General features: G+C 39.8%; 14 protein-coding genes and 1 pseudogene. 5 read left to right on the forward strand and 10 right to left on the reverse strand.

Annotated elements, in window-relative coordinates:
* Positions 1-22: 22 nt before the first annotated feature.
* Both FTT91_RS00555 and FTT91_RS00560 read right to left on the reverse strand, forming a co-directional pair.
* On the reverse strand, positions 23-844 hold the full coding sequence (locus FTT91_RS00555) for a PhzF family phenazine biosynthesis protein (protein ID WP_180168766.1): 822 nt from the start codon (positions 842-844) through the stop codon (positions 23-25).
* A gap of 104 nt (positions 845-948) precedes the next feature.
* Positions 949-1,509 (reverse strand): M23 family metallopeptidase, encoded by a 561-nt coding sequence (locus tag FTT91_RS00560; protein ID WP_180168767.1) that lies wholly within the window; start codon positions 1,507-1,509, stop codon positions 949-951.
* 245 nt (positions 1,510-1,754) lie between these two features.
* Here FTT91_RS00560 and FTT91_RS00565 point away from each other — a divergent pair, with 245 nt between their 5' ends.
* On the forward strand, positions 1,755-2,540 hold the full coding sequence (locus FTT91_RS00565) for an rRNA large subunit pseudouridine synthase E (protein ID WP_154320596.1): 786 nt from the start codon (positions 1,755-1,757) through the stop codon (positions 2,538-2,540).
* Positions 2,541-2,587: 47 nt separating this feature from the next.
* Here FTT91_RS00565 and FTT91_RS14710 read toward each other — a convergent pair whose 3' ends face one another.
* From FTT91_RS14710 to FTT91_RS00575, 3 genes are all read right to left on the reverse strand, one after another.
* Positions 2,588-3,163 (reverse strand): hypothetical protein, encoded by a 576-nt coding sequence (locus FTT91_RS14710; protein WP_257229554.1) that lies wholly within the window; start codon positions 3,161-3,163, stop codon positions 2,588-2,590.
* A complete protein-coding gene (locus FTT91_RS14715) occupies positions 3,135-3,815 on the reverse strand; it encodes a PD-(D/E)XK nuclease family protein (RefSeq protein WP_373686093.1) in 681 nt (226 codons plus the stop codon). The genes FTT91_RS14710 and FTT91_RS14715 overlap by 29 nt, the downstream gene beginning before the upstream one ends.
* A gap of 114 nt (positions 3,816-3,929) precedes the next feature.
* The gene (locus tag FTT91_RS00575) at positions 3,930-5,633 is read right to left on the reverse strand and encodes a M61 family metallopeptidase (RefSeq protein ID WP_180009071.1); all 1,704 of its coding nucleotides are present in this window, start codon (positions 5,631-5,633) and stop codon (positions 3,930-3,932) included.
* Positions 5,634-5,825: 192 nt separating this feature from the next.
* On the opposite strand from FTT91_RS00575, the gene FTT91_RS00580 reads away from it, so the two are divergent.
* The 3 genes from FTT91_RS00580 (at position 5,826) to FTT91_RS00590 (ending at position 9,598) form a co-directional block, all read left to right on the forward strand.
* Positions 5,826-7,136: a D-alanyl-D-alanine carboxypeptidase family protein gene (locus FTT91_RS00580; RefSeq protein WP_180168768.1), complete on the forward strand. Its 1,311-nt coding sequence runs from the start codon at positions 5,826-5,828 to the stop codon at positions 7,134-7,136.
* Between the two features lie 283 nt (positions 7,137-7,419).
* Positions 7,420-7,902 (forward strand): peptidylprolyl isomerase, encoded by a 483-nt coding sequence (slyD, locus tag FTT91_RS00585; RefSeq protein WP_096901865.1) that lies wholly within the window; start codon positions 7,420-7,422, stop codon positions 7,900-7,902.
* Between the two features lie 253 nt (positions 7,903-8,155).
* Complete coding sequence (locus FTT91_RS00590) at positions 8,156-9,598, forward strand: deoxyribodipyrimidine photo-lyase (protein WP_180168769.1); 1,443 nt, start codon at positions 8,156-8,158, stop codon at positions 9,596-9,598.
* An 82-nt stretch (positions 9,599-9,680) separates the two neighbouring features.
* On the opposite strand, the gene yaaA is transcribed toward FTT91_RS00590, so the two are convergent.
* A complete protein-coding gene (gene yaaA / locus FTT91_RS00595) occupies positions 9,681-10,460 on the reverse strand; it encodes a peroxide stress protein YaaA (protein ID WP_004972986.1) in 780 nt (259 codons plus the stop codon).
* Between the two features lie 450 nt (positions 10,461-10,910).
* On the opposite strand from yaaA, the pseudogene FTT91_RS00600 reads away from it, so the two are divergent.
* Positions 10,911-11,656, forward strand: a pseudogene (locus FTT91_RS00600) (IS5 family transposase).
* A 74-nt stretch (positions 11,657-11,730) separates the two neighbouring features.
* Here the strand turns inward: FTT91_RS00600 and FTT91_RS00605 are convergent.
* From FTT91_RS00605 to pheA, 4 genes are all read right to left on the reverse strand, one after another.
* On the reverse strand, positions 11,731-12,096 hold the full coding sequence (locus FTT91_RS00605) for a hypothetical protein (protein WP_004972981.1): 366 nt from the start codon (positions 12,094-12,096) through the stop codon (positions 11,731-11,733).
* 135 nt (positions 12,097-12,231) lie between these two features.
* Positions 12,232-14,478 (reverse strand): bifunctional prephenate dehydrogenase/3-phosphoshikimate 1-carboxyvinyltransferase, encoded by a 2,247-nt coding sequence (locus FTT91_RS00610; protein WP_136144523.1) that lies wholly within the window; start codon positions 14,476-14,478, stop codon positions 12,232-12,234.
* Positions 14,479-14,481: 3 nt separating this feature from the next.
* On the reverse strand, positions 14,482-15,573 hold the full coding sequence (gene hisC / locus FTT91_RS00615; RefSeq protein ID WP_004972978.1) for a histidinol-phosphate transaminase: 1,092 nt from the start codon (positions 15,571-15,573) through the stop codon (positions 14,482-14,484).
* 73 nt (positions 15,574-15,646) lie between these two features.
* A complete protein-coding gene (gene pheA, locus FTT91_RS00620) occupies positions 15,647-16,756 on the reverse strand; it encodes a prephenate dehydratase (RefSeq protein WP_004972976.1) in 1,110 nt (369 codons plus the stop codon).
* Positions 16,757-17,052 lie beyond the last annotated feature (296 nt).

The raw sequence follows: 17,052 nt of genomic DNA on the forward strand, positions 1-17,052 counted from the left end.
CAAGGTCTAATGCTGTGCATGTTTAAATCATGATTTCGCCCTGCAAATATAACTGCGCATAACCTGAAATTTCGATGCGATCATTAGGCAAAATCTTGCAATACAGTACGCCACCTCGGGCAGAAGCCTGATATGCCACAAGTTCGGTTTGCTGTAATTTTTCTGCCCATAGCGGTGCAATTGCAGTATGAATTGAACCTGTAACAGGATCTTCTGCAATGCCCATGGCTGGTGCAAAATAACGCGATACGCAGTCATACTGTGTATTTGCAGAGGCAGTAATCGCAACATCAACACTCGACTGTGCTGTGATAGCTGTACGCAATTGTCCCAATTGTTTTAATAATTCAAGATTCGGCTGTTCATCTAGCACATCTTGTACCGACTCATACTCCACAATATAAGCTTGCGTATTGATATAGACATTTTTAAATGGTTTAGTCAAAGCTTGGCGTAAAATATCGGGATAATCTTCAACTTTCTGGGCAGCACGTATCGGGAAATTCATGCAAATTTTGCCATCTTGCTGTTGCTGAACTGTAAAAATCCCCAAATTTTTCACATAGAATTGAATTGTCTTAGCCTCTGTATAACCCTTAAATAAAACAAAGCTGCTGGCAAGTGTCGCATGTCCGCAAAAATCGACTTCTGTTGTGGGGGTAAACCAGCGGATTTCAAAGTTTTCCGCATCTATTATTTTGACAAAAGCGGTTTCGGACAGATTATTTTCCAATGCGATATTTTGCATTAAATCATCAGCTAACCATGTTTTACTCACAAGCACGGCTGCGGGATTGCCTTTAAACAATTCATGGCTGAAAGCATCAACTTGGTAAATTTTCATGATTAAATGGTTTGTCCTAAAAATAATGACGGCTACCTAATATGAATAGGCTTTAAACTTAAATGCTAAAAATGTGTGTTATTTATAAAATATTAAAGCTGAGTTTAGCGTGAACTTGCTAGTAAATATGGATAAGGATTCACAGCCCCATGCCCGCGTAAATAAATGCCATAATGCAAATGTGGCGGCGTGTTTTGGGCATTGCCTGACGTGCCAACAAAACCAATGACTTCACCAGCTTCTACCCAGTCTCCCACATGAATATGTTCAGCATAATCATCAAGGTGTGCATAATAATGTTGGCTTAATGCAGGCCCAGTAATCCAAATGACTTTTCCACCTAAGCGGTCTAAACCAATTTTATGCACAATGCCATCTGTCGCCGCAATGACGGCTGTCCCACGCACCGCAAAAATATCAGTCCCCTGATGCTTTCGCCCTTCACTGCGTGCTGCACCCCAGGTATCTTGTATTTGAGCAATATTTACACCTTTCACTGGAATTTGTAGTGGAGTCACTGTGAGTTCAGTTTGTTGCAATTTCCAGTATAAATACGGGGTTTGAATTCCTGCAGACTCGCCAGACACGGGTGGCTGACATGCACTGAGCAAAGCCAGCATTGAAAAGCTAAAGAAGAGTATAAAGCACCAACGAGCTTGTTGCATAACATCCTAATTTATATTCATACACGTTTATCTTAATTTTATGCATTATAGATGCCTAGTCTGTTTCTGTAGTTTAATGCACACACAAAAAAATAATTGTCTTTAAGCAATACTTTCCCCTATTCTTATCGCATAATAGACCCATCTCAAACGCACTGTATTTGCGATTTAATTGGAAATCGCCCGTTTTTCCTTTTAAATACTCTCAATTTTCCCAATTTGTTGAATTTAAAGAAGCATTTCTTATGAAAATCGTCATCTTAAATAAACCATATGACGTTCTCTCTCAATTCCGTGAAGATGAAAAACATCTCACCATGTCGGCTTTTGTAGATGATCCAGACTTACGTTTAGCTGGGCGTTTAGATATGGATTCGGAAGGCTTGGTATTTTTGACTGATCATGGCGGCTTGAATCAGTTTATTACCAATCCAGCCAATAAAAAATACAAAACCTATTTGGTTCAAGTCGATGGTGATGTCACTGAAGATGCCTTAGCACAATTGCGTAAAGGCGTGGAACTGAAAGATGGCATGACTTTGCCTGCGCAAGCCTATAAAGTCGATGAGCCTGAATGGTTGTGGGAGCGTGATCCTCCTGTACGTTTCCGTGCTTCTGTACCTACTTCGTGGATTGAAATTTCAATTTGTGAAGGTCGCAACCGCCAAGTGCGTCGTATGACGGCTGCGGTTGGTTTTCCAACTTTGCGTTTAATCCGCACCAAAATTGGTTCGATTGACTTGGTACAATTGGGTTTACAACCCGGTGAAACTAAAGAAATAGAACCGTTGTTGTATCCTGATTTTAAAGATGTGCCTGCTGCTGAACCGTATCGCTCGCGTTCTTATGTGAAAAAACCAGGTGGTACGGGTGGCAAGCCAACCCATCAAAAGAAAAATAAAGATGGTACGCCTAAGAAAAAATCAGGTACGCCACGTATTTGGCAAATGGAAGAAAGTGAAAAGCCACGTCGTAAGACCAATGGTACCACACGTCCTAATACCAAAAGCCGTGGACGTCGGGCGCGTTAAATAAAAAGGAATAAGCTCACTCATTATAGTGGGCTTATTCCATTATTTTAAAGGAGCTCAGACTCTAGTATTTGAATATACTTTGGTAAATCCTGCTCTATAAGTTCACGAAACTTTTCAGTCAGAATTTTTCTTAATTTTTCTGTATCCCCACTTTCTATAAAATCACCAATATCATTTTCAGACAAAATTAATTTCTGAAATGACTGATGCCATTTAGGCTGTAAATTCTTGTCAACACGATTAAAAAAACTTTTGTGTTTGCGGTATATTTCAAAAAGCCTTTCACGAACTTCTTGTTCACCTGCTCCAATTTTTAAATCAAAATTAACAACATGATTTCTTATATTGAACTCATACAAATAAATAGTATTATTTTCTAAATTTCCATCCTTTGGAAACAGACCTTTATCCTTTAATTTCTCAATATTTTTATGCAAAAATATTGGTTGAAAGCGGACATAAGTTTTATTACTGTTATAAGGTAACAATAACTTCTCTTGCTCGATAAGTTCACGTAAAATATTACCAATTTCACTTGTATCATTTGGCGTACTATATTTAAAAACTAAATCGAAAGCAGACTTATATCTCTTATAGAGTTTTTTTTGCGATATCTTCAATTTCTTTATTTTCATTCAACATAGATTTTAACGTCTGTAAATATTGCTCAAGAACAAATTTGGTTTTTTCAGCCAAATTAGCTGATTGTTTTAGGATTTTTTGTTCAATCAGCTTACTAATATGACCATAATTTAACTGAACATAATGTTTTGAATCCTGATCATTAATATTTTGATCTTCCAAAGACAAATAAATATAAATCTTATGTTTATAATCAGGATAACTTGTTTCAATAATATTTCTATATTTTCTAAGCTGACCTTTTCCTTCTCCAGAGTATATTTTATTTTCAATCATCATACAAAATTCATTCTTTTTAGATAAAAACAATAAATCTATATTTTGCATTTCCCTATGAATTACGAGGTCATCGAAATCTAAGTGAACAAAATCAAAAACAGATAAACCTGACTTATTACCTAAATTTTGAAATTCATTTTCTTTAAAATATAATTTTATAAACTCTTTTAATACAAAATCTCCTAATTTATGAGTTTCTGCAGGATCAAACAGCCATGCTAAAAAATTTGAATGCTGTAATTCTCTGTGTGAAACTCTTAAAATTTCCATAAGATTGACTTCTTCATTTACTAAATTCTGCAAACTATTGAAGTCATCATCTAATATCAGCTCTTTTAACTGATATTCCACCTCATTTCTCATAACTTAAGCCTTGGTCCCTCTTAAGCATTACACTTAGTTACTTTCTTAATATTTTTATTAAAAGTAAACCGATGCAAAAGCATCGGTTTACATTTTTTATGATCAACCTTTCAACCACTGCTCTACTTTTGCCTGATCTGTAACATTTAATACCACTTCTGGCAATTCAATCTGCGCAGCATTTAGCTCAAAAGTCATCAACTCATCACGGCGGAAAGCATGAACAGTATAAATTGCATCCTGTTTGGCATATCGCTCAAGGGATTTTACCGTAGCTTTTAAACCATCAATCGCAATAATCACATCATGCGCAGAAAGTCCCGCTTTTGCCGCTGAACCCTGACGATGTGCAGTTTGTACCAATACCCCTTCAGGTTTATCTGCCAATTTCAAACCAAATGGCAAAGACTTATCCTGTTTTAGCTGATAATCAATCCCGAACTCAGGCAATAACTGATCGAGCGGCAATTCATCAGTCGTGTTGATTAAATGGTGGATTTGCTCCGACCAATCATCCCCAGTTAATTCTTTGCATAAATCAAAGATGGTGCGCTCATGTACTTGCATGCCCTGTTGCGCATTGGCATACAATTTCTGCATTAAGGCATCTAAGCTTGAACCACGTAAGCGCAAGCCCAAATCTAAACATAAAGCCACCAAACAACCTTTGTTATAGTAGCTGGTTCCTGCATTGTTCGAGTTTTCATCTTGACGATAGAACTTGACCCAAGCATCAAAACTGGATTCTGCCACCGTTTGAATCGCACGACCCGGGTTTTGCAAATAACGATTAATTTGTGCTTTAAGTAGCTCCAAATAAGACGCCTGATCAATTACACCACTACGAAGCAATAACAGATCATCGTAATAAGACGTAAAGCCTTCAAAAATCCATAACAGTGACGTATAGCCTTCCTGATTCAGGTCATAATTCACAAAATTTTCAGGACGAATGAATTTCACCAACCAACTGTGAAAATACTCATGGCTGCACAGACCTAAAAAGCGCTGATAATCTTTAGAAGGTTGTTCAGGCTCGTTGGCTTTCGGCAAATCATCACGCGGTGTAATTAAACTAGTACTGTTTGGATGTTCTAAGCCACCATAGCTATTGCCTGTTGCCATGGTCATAAAGGTATAGTTTGCAAATGGCGCAGAACCAAACATAGCAATTTGTGTGGCACAGATTTTTTCAATATCTTGCTGCATACGTGCAGCATTCATTGCATGTTTACCCGAAACCACAAATTCATGTGGAATATCTGCTGCGGTAAAACTAAAGCGAGTTTGTTCTGCCAATTCAAACGGTGCATCAATCAATTCGGCATAGTTTTTGGCTTTTAAGGTATAACGCCCTTTTACCAAACTTTTTGCAGTCAAACCTGTTGCAAGCTGAAAATGCTTCAGCTCATCTGGTAAAAATATTTCAACTTCAATGGCTTTTTCTTCTTGTCCATCTAAGCCCAAACAAGCACAGGCAGGATTGACATATAAACGCGTCTGATCGACATATGCACCACGCACCGACAAATCATAAGCGTAGACATCATATTCCACCGTAATCAATTCATGATCGGTATTAAATAAGCGCCATTTATTCTTTTCAAATTTCTGAATTTTGAGGATACGCCCCGCTTCATCATAAGCACGTACCGATTCAAGATGTTTGGAGAATTCACGAATTAAATAGCTGCCTGGAATCCAAGTAGGTAGCGATAAAACCTGAGTAGGATTAGCCAAAAAACGCACGGTGACATGCATAAGATGCTGACGATAATCGTCAAATTCGATTTGATAATGCAACATAATAGGCAATACAAAATGTATAAATAAGAACTTGACCACAAGCTTAACATTTTTTTAGCAATTGATGCGTCAAGACGAGATTTGTCTGCATTTATGGCTAGCCAACTGAGCAAAAAAGGCATAGCATCCTCCTATGTTTTTCTGCTTAAAACCATTGTGACACCAATGGATTGGTGTAAATAAGGAACTTCTTTGAAACGTGTTATCTATCTGATTGCGGCGCTCTGCTGGCTCTGCAGCGCAATCACGCATGCCGCATTATTGAATATTCAAGCTGAAAGTGTCGAAGCCGAAGCATGGGCAATTTTAGACCCACAATCTGGGCAAGTGATTGCAGAACACAATAGTCACGTACAACGTGCACCTGCTTCACTCACTAAAATGATGGTGGCCTATATTGTGCTGAAAGATATTCAGGCAGGTAAATTAGACCGACATGAAATTTTGACCGCAACACCTGTGGTAGAACAAGTGATGTGGGATGAATCACAAATGTATCTAAAAGCAGGTGAGCAGATTTCGGTAGATCAATTATTGGCAGGCTTAATTATTATGTCTGCTAACGATGCTGCACTCACTTTAGGTGAACGTGTTGCAGGTGGTGTGCCGCAGTTTATTGCCCGAATGAATCAGGAAGCGCAAGCTTTGGGTATGCAAGACACACATTTTCAGAATCCGTCTGGTGTGACTATGCCTAGTCATTATTCTTCTGCGGCAGATATGGCACGTTTAGCACAAGCGATAGTGACTGAAACACCCGATTATTTGGCTTATTCAAAACAAACTAGTTTTACCTACAATCAGCACTTTCACCGTGCGACCAATATATTATTAAAACAAGACCCAAGTGTAGATGGGTTAAAAACAGGCTTCACCAAAGCTGCAGGCTACAACCTTGCCTTAACTGCAAACCGCCCAACATTGGATAGTGCTGCACCTGAGCGTCGTTTAGTGGTGGTGGTGATGGGAACCAAGAGTGCGCAAAAACGTGCTGAAGTGGCACATCAATTATTAAATTTAGCTTATAGCTATACCCGTAATGAAGTCGCGATTAAACCCAAACAAATGATTGCAGAATTGCCTGTGGTGAAATCGACCTTACGCATGTTTAAGATTGAAAGCAGTCAGCCAAAGTTTGTAACGACATCACTGTATGAACAGCCACATGCAATTAACTTGGCGCAGTTTGATCAAAGCACTCAACGTCTACAACTTACGAATGCACAGGGCGAATTAGAAACACTTGAACCTGCACAGCGTACACAAACGCATGTCAATATTGAATTGTCTGAAAAGTTACTGACTGCGCCATTGGCACAGGTTATGAAACTGGCAACCGTACACGTTTATCAAAATAATCAATTGATTAACAGCTTTGCAATTGAAGAACAGGTCAACATTGTTGAAGCCAATATTTTTGAAAGAATCATGATGTGGTTTGGCAGTTTGTTTAATTTCTTTAGCCATCAACCTGTAGAAGATGAGAAAACTTCACTCGGTTAGAAGCCGATGATCCTCAAGAATTAAATATCACCAAGATGGGCAATGTCCCATCTTTTTTATTGTCATCTACACATCATACAAAGGGCTTAAAATGAGCCTGCAATAAAATCTGCAAATTTATAGGTATGACGCACAAATTTGCATTGAAATTATAAAAATTGCCCCGATTAACTAAAAAATGTCATAAAAAACTCGGAAAAGTGAAGAATTTGCAGAAATGTCTATAACAAATTCCACGTTTCACTTTATGATGTACCCTTAAAAAATTGAATGGATCAATAACATGACTGCTATTGCAAATGACCTCGTGGTTTCTTTCCACTACACATTGACTAACGCAGAGGGTGAAACTCTCGACAAATCTCAAGGTGAACCACTTGCCTATTTGCATGGTGCAGGTAATATCATCCCTGGTTTAGAAAAAGCGTTAGAAGGTAAAACAGTAGGTGAAAAATTTACTGTAAACGTACCTGCAGCTGAAGGTTATGGCGAATACAACCCAGACTTAGTACAAGAAGTTCCTGCACAAATGTTCCAAGGTGTAGACAACATCCAAGCAGGCATGCAATTCCAAGCGCAAACTGATGATGGCGTTCAAATCGTAACTGTAAAAGCAGTTGAAGGCGACAACGTAATTGTTGATGCAAACTTCCCACTTGCTGGTCAAGATTTAACGTTTGAAGTTGAAATCATTGAAATCCGTGAAGCTTCTCAAGAAGAATTAGATCACGGTCACGTACACGGTGCGGGTGGTCATCACCACTAAGATCAGTATTGATCGAAGCAAAAGGCAAAGTATTTTTACTTTGCTTTTTTGTTTGCCATTCTAAAATTTAGGATAAGCACATTACTGAAAGATCCTTTCAGGCAGGCTATTGCGGAAAGATCGTTACAGGAAAAATCAACACAGCACATTGTTGTTTTATTGGTCAAATAAATCCTTCACATTTAAGACAATGCGACCCAGCCATGCTTATAATGAAATCACTTTTCCAGCGCTCACCTCAAGCATTCTTCCCATGCAAAGCTATAATTTAGTTTGGTTCCGACAAGATTTAAGAATTTCAGATCACACCGCGCTTTGGCATGCTAGCCAAGTAGGAGCTTGTATTGGCGTAGTGATTCTTTCGCCTCAGCAATATCGTTTGCATCACGATGCGCCCATTAAAATTGACTTTTATTTGCGTCAATTAAATGCGCTAAAAGAAGAACTCGCACAACTCAATATCCCACTGATTGTTCAAATTACACCATCTTGGACTGACATTGCACAAACACTGCTCCAACTATGCCAAACATTGAAGGACTCTCATCCGATTCAAAATATTTATGCCAATATTGAATTAGGAGTGAATGAACTAAAACGTGATCTTGAAGTTCAACAAACCTTAAACCAACACGGTCAGGACTTGATTTTGTACCATGACCGTACGCTTTTTCCTGTGGGTACGGTGCGCAATCAGAGCATGAAACCTTATCAGGTATTCAGTGCATTTAAAAAGTATGCCTATCAACAGTTGAGTGTCAGTATTCCGCGTTGCTTTCCTCTGCCACAAGCTCAAACGTCGATTCAACTTCCTGAACAATATCTCTCTACTGTACCAAGTTTAGAACACTTAGGTTTCGACCCACTTCCAACGGCACAACAAAATTTATGGGCAGTCACGGAACAACATGCACAGCAATTGTTGGATGATTTTACACGTGAACAAATGCAAGATTATCAGCAACAGCGTGATTTTCCAGCGTTGTCTGGTACCAGCCAATTATCTGCGTATTTAAACTGTGGCATTCTCTCCATTCGGCAATGTCTGGCTGCGGTTTTTGCGCATTCACAAGGACATTTTCATCTTGAAAATACAGGGCAACAAACTTGGTTAGATGAATTACTGTGGCGTGAGTTTTATCAACATATTTTGTTTGATTATCCAAAAGTTTCAAAGCACCGCCCTTTTAAAGATCAGACCGCACAGGTGGCGTGGCGAAATGATCCTGCAGGTTTAGCAGCATGGCAACAAGGAAAAACAGGCATCCCCATTGTGGATGCAGGCATGCAACAACTTTTGCAAACGGGCTGGATGCATAATCGAGTCAGAATGATTTGCGCAATGTTTCTGTGCAAAAACCTGTTAATTGACTGGCGCTTGGGCGAACAGTGGTTTATGCAACATTTAATTGATGGTGATTTGGCTGCCAATAACGGTGGCTGGCAATGGTGTGCCTCGACTGGTACAGATGCAGTGCCCTATTTTAGGATTTTCAACCCTGTGAGCCAATCACAAAAGTTTGACCCCAATGGTGATTATATTCGCACATGGCTACCTAAACTGGCTCATTTAGATGCCAAAAATATTCATGAACCATATGCGAAAAATCCAAATCTAAAACTGGATTATCCGCATCCAATTGTAGATTTAAAACTTAGCCGATTACGTGCCATAGAAGCCTTTAAACAGCTTTAAGAGTACAAACAGGAGATTGGTCAGTCTCGCCCCCATCTGCCATAGGTTAGCATGATGGGAGATTCAACGATTAAACCGACAGTTAGGCGGCTTGCTCGTCACGTTTAAAGACCAATTCGCCTTTTAAAGAACTGTCTGCATCGAAATAATAACCTTCACTATTGAATGCTTTTAAGTCTTCTGCGCGTTCTAATTTATTCTCGATGATAAAACGTGCCATCAAACCACGGGCTTTTTTGGCATAAAAACTGATGACTTTATATTTACCATTTTTCTGATCTAAAAATACAGGTTTAATAATTTCAGCCTGAATTTTTGCTTCCTGCACCGACTTATAATATTCATCGGAAGCTAGATTAACTAATAATGCCGACTGGTTATGTTTTAAATCTTGGTTAATTAAATTGGTGATGATATCGCCCCAGAAACGATACAAATTTTCACCGCGCGCATTATGCAACTTAGTGCCCATTTCCAAACGATACGGCATCATTAAATCTAAAGGACGCAATAAGCCATATAAGCCAGAAAGCATACGCAGGTGTTGTTGAGCAAACTCAATATCTGCAGCAGACAAACTATAAGCATCTAAGCCTGTGTACACATCACCTTTAAAAGCAAACATGGCCTGACGCGCATTGGCAAGATCAAATTCTGCTTGCCAGTCACGAAAACGCTCGACATTTAAAGTGGCAATTTTTTCACTCACACTCATTAAACTGGCAAGTTCAGTAGCAGAAAGTTTACGCGCTACATCAATTAACTCTTGTGAATGTTCAAGTAATCTAGGTTGAGTATATTCATCGCTTGGTAATGCAGTTTCATAATCTAAAGTCTTGGCTGGAGAAATTAAAGCGAGCATAAACCACCTAAATAAAAAATACTGCGCTCACTATAGCAGCAGCTTTCAACAAACTCCAATGCGTGTTTTTGTTTAACCCTATCGGAAAAACACGTTGCGTTGTATTGCTAGAAGATGATCTCTTAGATCAATCCAACGTGGAGGCTGAGGTGCTTTTATTTCAGTGTCTGCTTTAAAAAAACATTGATTCACTCTGATCAGTTGAGCTTATTTTTTTTATAGTACTTGCAACATTTCTCTAGGCAATAAAAAACCCACTTAACTCTCCCAAATTAAGCGGGTTAAATAAAAATTATTTTGTTGTATTGTTCTTGCTGCTTAATATACGGTTGCGATGTGTCATTTAGATGACATTTCAATTAAAAAATGAATAGGATCTGTTGACATTTGCTGTATAAAAAAATAGCGAGATAGTAAAATTCAATCGCCAAACCAAATTCACTACTCGCTATACCTCGTACAATGTTGAATGATCAACACTGGTCTAAGTTAAAAGCTATTCTCGCAATTTTAATATTTATCTCAAATCAAATTTGAGAAATTTTTTTGAGGCAATCCTATATCGTATTAGAACAGGATGCCCTTCGAGAGATTTACCCGAGGTTTTTGGTAATCCAAACTCAATTTTTAAAAAGTACAATCGCTGGTCTAATAAAGATAAGATAATGAAAATATTTAAAATATTCTCAGAGAACGCTGATCGTGAATGGATATTTATTGATGCTACTCATGTTAGAGCACACCAACATTCAGCAGAAATCCCTAATCAGGATATTTCAAAAAGTGTTGGGGGTAATAGTTCTAAAATTCACTTAGCTATTGACTCTCACGGTAACCCGATCGAATTTATTATTTCAGATGGAACCACCCATGATGTCAAAGTTGCCCCTATTTTAGTCGAACAATTAGATTTAACTGACACTGAAATAGTCTGTATGGATAAAGGCTATGATTCTGAAATATTAAGAGAGCAGATTAAAAATTAAAGTGCTAAAGCGAATATACCGAAGAAATCAAACACGAAATCAAGTAATGATCATATGGACTGGTATTTATATAAAATCAGACACTTAGTTGAGAATGCTTTTTGCCGTTTGTAGCAATTCCGAGGAATTGCTACACGGTTTGATAAACTAAAGCGAAACTTTCGAAGCGCAGTTGCCTTAGCTTGTATTTATCTGTGGCTGCCTTTATGAAATGTCAACAGACCCTATTTTTAATTTAAAAATCAAGTATAAATTTTAAACATCCAACGTCTTTGCAGCTTGGTTTAACCTTTCCATTCAAACTCACTAAAAGATTGGTCTTCTTTCAGAGTATTTTCTACCGCTTGCGCCAATTGATTTAATAAACTTTGCTCGGTAATTCGTTCTAGCCAGTCTTGTTCCTCATTTGGGTATGAAGTAATTTCACAAACAAGATGCCCATCTTCACCACGGCTTTGACAGTTTACTGCCAAAGGCAGCGCATGTTGATCTACACTTACAGCGACTTGTGCACCACTCTGCGGCAACGTTTGAAAGCCATAATGAGATAAGTTTTGTGAAAGTAAATTCGCCACATAATTCTGTGCCAGAGTGCAATCTTGTAACTCTTGTTTATTTTCACAATTCGCCATAAATTTTAATTTGCGCATGCTCGAACCCAAAGGCTTTTTTCTTGTATGGGTTTAGCATAAGCAATAAAACGCAAACAGCCAAGCAAAAGCTTGGCTGTTTCAGCATAAAGTCTAGGCTTTGCGACTCTTCATCGCAGCCCCTATCGTTTTGGCTTATTCTGTCACTTGAATATTCAGACCTGCCACACCTGCAAGCTCAGTAAAGGTAGGGAAACTTGTTGCTACTGTTTCTGTACCTACAATTTTAATTTCACCAGAAGTACGCAAGCCTGCCATAGAGAAACTCATGGCGATACGATGGTCATGATGTGATTCAATCTCGCCGCCTGTAAATATCGCTGACCAGTCGCCTGCTTTGCCTTTACCCTGAATGATGATGCCATCGTCAGTTGGTGTGCAGTCAATGCCCATGGTTTTTAAACCATCTGCCATCACTTGAATACGGTCTGATTCTTTTACGCGCAATTCTGCAGCACCTGTCAGTACAGTTTGACCTTCAGCACAAGCTGCAGCAATGAACAATGCAGGAAATTCATCAATCGCCAATGGCACTTGATCTTCAGGAACATGAATCCCTTTTAAAGTACGTGAACCACGAATACGAATATCTGCAATTGGTTCACCGCCTGCAATACGTTCATTTTCCACGCTCAGGTCTGCACCCATTTGTTTCAGAATTTCAATCACACCTGTACGGGTTGGGTTAATGCCCACCGCTTCTAAGGTTACATCTGAATTTTCTGTAATGGCTGCACCCACCATGAAGAATGCCGCAGATGAAATATCAGAAGGTACTTGAATATCTGTACCCACCAATTTACCGCCGCCTTGCAATGAAATACGGTTACCTTCAGTTTTCACTTCATAACCAAATGCACGTAACATACGTTCGGTATGGTCACGCGTTGGTTCAGGCTCAGTCACTGAAGTTTCACCTTCTGCCCAAAGCCCTGCCAATAAAATACCTGATTTCACCTGTGCAGATGCCATTGGCAAATCATAGTGAATGCCTTTTAACGCTTGCGCACCTGTAATCGATACTGGCGGTGTGCCACGTTCACCCGTCGTTTGAATTTGTGCACCCATTTCACGCAATGGTTTAGCAATACGTTCCATTGGACGCTTGGTCAATGACGCATCACCTGTCATAACAGAATCAAACTGCTGTGCAGATAACATGCCTGCCAACAAACGCATAGACGTGCCTGAGTTGCCCATATAAATTGCGCTTGCAGGTGCTTTTAAACCTTGCATGCCTACGCCATGAATGGTGACTTCACCATTTTTAGGGCCTTCAATGCTCACACCCATATCACGAAATGCTTGCAAAGTCGCCAATGCATCTTCACCTTCAAGGAAACCTGTCACATGCGTAGTGCCTTCGGCAATTGCACCAAACATAATTGAACGATGTGACACAGATTTGTCACCCGGTACGGTAAATTTACCTTGGAAAGTCTTAGCACCTGGCAAAATCGTAAATTGTTGTGTCACGTTATTGTTCTCCATAAAAGGTTTCTTGGCGAGCATATGATTAAAATGCTGTCGTGCCGCTTGTGCATGTCCAAGCAAGCCCATTAAAGCATGCGAGTCTTCTTGTTCAATCAGTTGGCGAATAATCGCGAGTTGACTTTCAAAGCCATCCACCGCTTTTAACAATGCAGTTTTATTGGCCAAGAAAATGTCATGCCACATTTGTGGATCGCTGGCAGCAATACGTGAGAAGTCACGAAAGCCACCTGCAGCATAGCGGAAAATGTCTAAATTATCTTCCCGATTTGCCAATTGTTCGACCAAATTAAAGGCCATTAAATGTGGAAGATGACTGGTATACGCCAATACCTCATCATGTTTTTCCACATCCATGCAAATTACTTCGGCTTTGGCGCTTTCCCACATTTGAATCAGTTTATTGACTGCCCACGGCGCACTGCTTGGCAATGGTGTCAAAATGACTTTGTGATTGGCAAATAAATCAACCTTGCCTGCATGCACGCCTGTATGCTCTGCCCCAGCAATTGGATGCCCGGGTACAAAACCTGCAGGTAAATGTTCTCCAAAAACCGCTTTGGCTGCAGCCACGACACTGCCTTTGGTGCTGCCTACATCGGTCAGAATTACATTATCTGCCAAATGTGGCTGAATTAATCGCAAGACTTTTTCTGTGGCTTGCACAGGTAGCGCCAACACCACTAAATCTGCGCCTTGTACCGCATCTACAGGATTGTTAAAGCCTTGTTCAATTAATCCTAATTCCAAAGCATCTTGCAGCGTTTTTTCAGAACGGGTCGATGCCACAATATGCCGACTTAAGTTTTCTGCCAGCATTACACGTGCCAAACTCGAGCCTATTAGCCCGAGTCCGATAAATGCAACTTTTTCAAACAATGGTTGCGCCATGTTTTATGCCTTCGCTTCCTTGCCCAATACTTTGGCTAATGCACGCAGGAACTTGGCATTTTCTGCTTCTGTGCCAATTGAAACACGTAAATGGGTCGTAATACCCACAGGACGTACAATTACACCTTCTTTCAATAAGGCATTAAAAGTTTGACCCGGATCGGCTTCTACATCTACCAAAATAAAGTTAGCACGTGAAGGCACATAATTCAGACCCAATGCTTTAAAGCCTGCTTCCAATTGCGCCATGCCTGCTTTGTTGGCAATACGTGATTTTTCGATAAAATCTTCGTCTTTTAATGCCGCAACCGCAGCCACCATTGCCAAGTGATTGACGTTAAATGGTTGACGAATACGGTTTAAATAATCGGTCACTTCTGCAGAAGCTAAAGCAAAACCAACGCGCAGCGCCGCCAAACCATAGCACTTAGATAAAGTACGGCTCACGATTAAGTTTGGATATTGCTCAAGGAATTTAAGGCTATTGAAGTTCTCTGGAAAATATTCCACATAGGCTTCATCTAATACCACAATCACCCGTGCAGGAACTTTTTGCATAAAGGCTTCAAATTCAGCCTCTTCAAACCATGTGCCTGTTGGGTTATTTGGGTTGGCAATAAAGATTAACTTGGTGTTGTCTTGAATTGCTGCCGCCATAGCATCCAAGTCATGTGAAAAACCTTTGGCAGGCACTTCAATCGCTTGAGCATTAATCGCTTGCGTCACCAAAGCATATACTGCAAAGGCGTGTTGGCTATACAACACTGAATCTTGATCTGAAACGAATGCGCGAGCAAACATTTCTAGCAAATCGTTTGAACCATTGCCCAAAGTAATACGGTCATGCGCAAAGCCAAATTGTTTTTGAATTTGGTCTTTTAAAATAAAACCACCACCATCTGGATAGCGACCAATTTCAGCAATTTCTGCTGCAACGGCTTCTTTGACTTTGTCTGAACAGCCCAATGGGTTTTCATTTGAAGCAAGTTTGACGATATCTGTAATCCCCAACTCACGCTCAAGTTCACTGATTGGTTTACCTGGTTGATAAGGCTTTAACTTCGAGATGCCTTCATTGGCTGGGACAAACGACATTTTACACTTCCAGTTGACTAGGTGGTGAATGTGGCGCGCATGACAAACATGCACACCACTGAATTAAATACGATTACAACACGGCAGCAGGATAAGAACCCAAGACACGAATTTCTTTCACCAATGGACGGATTTCTTCAATCGCTGCACGGACATTGTCTTGCTCGACATGCCCTTCTAGGTCAATGAAGAATACATAGGCCCATTTTTCAGGCAAGGCAGGACGTGTTTCAATACTGGTCAAGCTAATATTGTGCTTCGCAAATGGTGCAAGAATCTCAAGCAATGCCCCTGCGCGGTCATGTGCAGACACCAACAATGAAGTTTTATCATTGCCACTTGGTGGAACTTTCTCACGACCAATCACCAAGAAACGTGTGGTATTTTCTGGGTTATCTTCAATATTGCTATGTAAAATTTCAAGTTCGTAAATATTGGCCGCAATTTCAGAAGCAATTGCAGCAGAATGCCATTCATTACGAATACGGCGCGCTGCTTCTGCATTGGAGCTGAGTGCCACACGTTCTACACCCGGATAATGCACATCTAACCATTTACGGCATTGTGCCAAAGTTTGCTGATGCGCATAAATTTGTTTAATGCTGTCTTTACGAGTGTTTTCTGACACAAGGAATTGGTGATGAATACGCAATTCTACTTCACCAATCACATTTAATGGCGATGATTTAAAGCAATCTAAAGTATGGTTCACCACACCTTCAGATGAGTTTTCGACAGGTACTAAACCATAGTGTGCACTGCCTGCTTCTACTTCACGGAAAACTTCATCAATAGTAGGCAAAGGACGCACAATCGCATCTTGACCAAAATGTTTAAGTACTGCGGAATGCGTATAAGTACCAATTGGCCCTAAAAACGCAATACTTTGTGGCGCTTCAAGTGCCAAACATGCCGACATAATTTCACGGAATAAACGTGCCATGGTCACATCAGACAACGGCCCTTCGTTGCGTTCCATAACATTACGTAAAACTTGCGCCTCACGTTCAGGACGGTAAAACAACGGGCTCTCTTCTGCTGCAAATTTTGCTTTCGCCACCGCTTCAGCAAGTCGTGCTCGACGGTTAATCAGCTGCTGAATCTGTTGATCTACAGAGTCAATATCTTCACGGATTTTAGCGAGATCAAGAGAAGTCGTTGTGTTCTGATCGTCTTGGATCATTGTTATGTCGCCCTTCATAAACATTTTGCAAATAGTATAACAATAGTTAGCTTTCAAATGTTGCGCAATACAACTTTCAGTGTTTCAGATTTAAAAACATACAGTTGATCAAAGCATCACCAATCTATACATTTAAGCCGCAACTTTGCACAACGTACCGCTTAAAACTGGGCAACTATGCTTTTCTTTTTTGCATCTCTAATTCTAAGCGGTGTAATTTTATTTTTAAGTGTAATTATCAATCAGCTCATTGCTTTTAAGTCTGATCAAATTCATAAAAAAAGAGCCAGCACTGG

The organism is Acinetobacter sp. YH12021 (assembly GCF_013420145.1).
Lineage (GTDB): Bacteria > Pseudomonadota > Gammaproteobacteria > Pseudomonadales > Moraxellaceae > Acinetobacter > Acinetobacter towneri.

Bases quoted from the DNA above. Each gene is read 5' to 3' on its own strand.
- FTT91_RS00555 (WP_180168766.1), bottom strand. From the start codon at position 844: ATGAAAATTTACCAAGTTGATGCTTTCAGCCATGAATTGTTTAAAGGC.
- FTT91_RS00560 (WP_180168767.1), bottom strand. From the start codon at position 1,509: ATGCAACAAGCTCGTTGGTGCTTTATACTCTTCTTTAGCTTTTCAATG.
- FTT91_RS00565 (WP_154320596.1), top strand. From the start codon at position 1,755: ATGAAAATCGTCATCTTAAATAAACCATATGACGTTCTCTCTCAATTC.
- FTT91_RS00575 (WP_180009071.1), bottom strand. From the start codon at position 5,633: ATGTTGCATTATCAAATCGAATTTGACGATTATCGTCAGCATCTTATG.
- slyD (WP_096901865.1), top strand. From the start codon at position 7,420: ATGACTGCTATTGCAAATGACCTCGTGGTTTCTTTCCACTACACATTG.
- FTT91_RS00590 (WP_180168769.1), top strand. From the start codon at position 8,156: ATGCAAAGCTATAATTTAGTTTGGTTCCGACAAGATTTAAGAATTTCA.
- yaaA (WP_004972986.1), bottom strand. From the start codon at position 10,460: ATGCTCGCTTTAATTTCTCCAGCCAAGACTTTAGATTATGAAACTGCA.
- FTT91_RS00605 (WP_004972981.1), bottom strand. From the start codon at position 12,096: ATGCGCAAATTAAAATTTATGGCGAATTGTGAAAATAAACAAGAGTTA.
- FTT91_RS00610 (WP_136144523.1), bottom strand. From the start codon at position 14,478: ATGGCGCAACCATTGTTTGAAAAAGTTGCATTTATCGGACTCGGGCTA.
- hisC (WP_004972978.1), bottom strand. From the start codon at position 15,573: ATGTCGTTTGTCCCAGCCAATGAAGGCATCTCGAAGTTAAAGCCTTAT.
- pheA (WP_004972976.1), bottom strand. From the start codon at position 16,756: ATGATCCAAGACGATCAGAACACAACGACTTCTCTTGATCTCGCTAAA.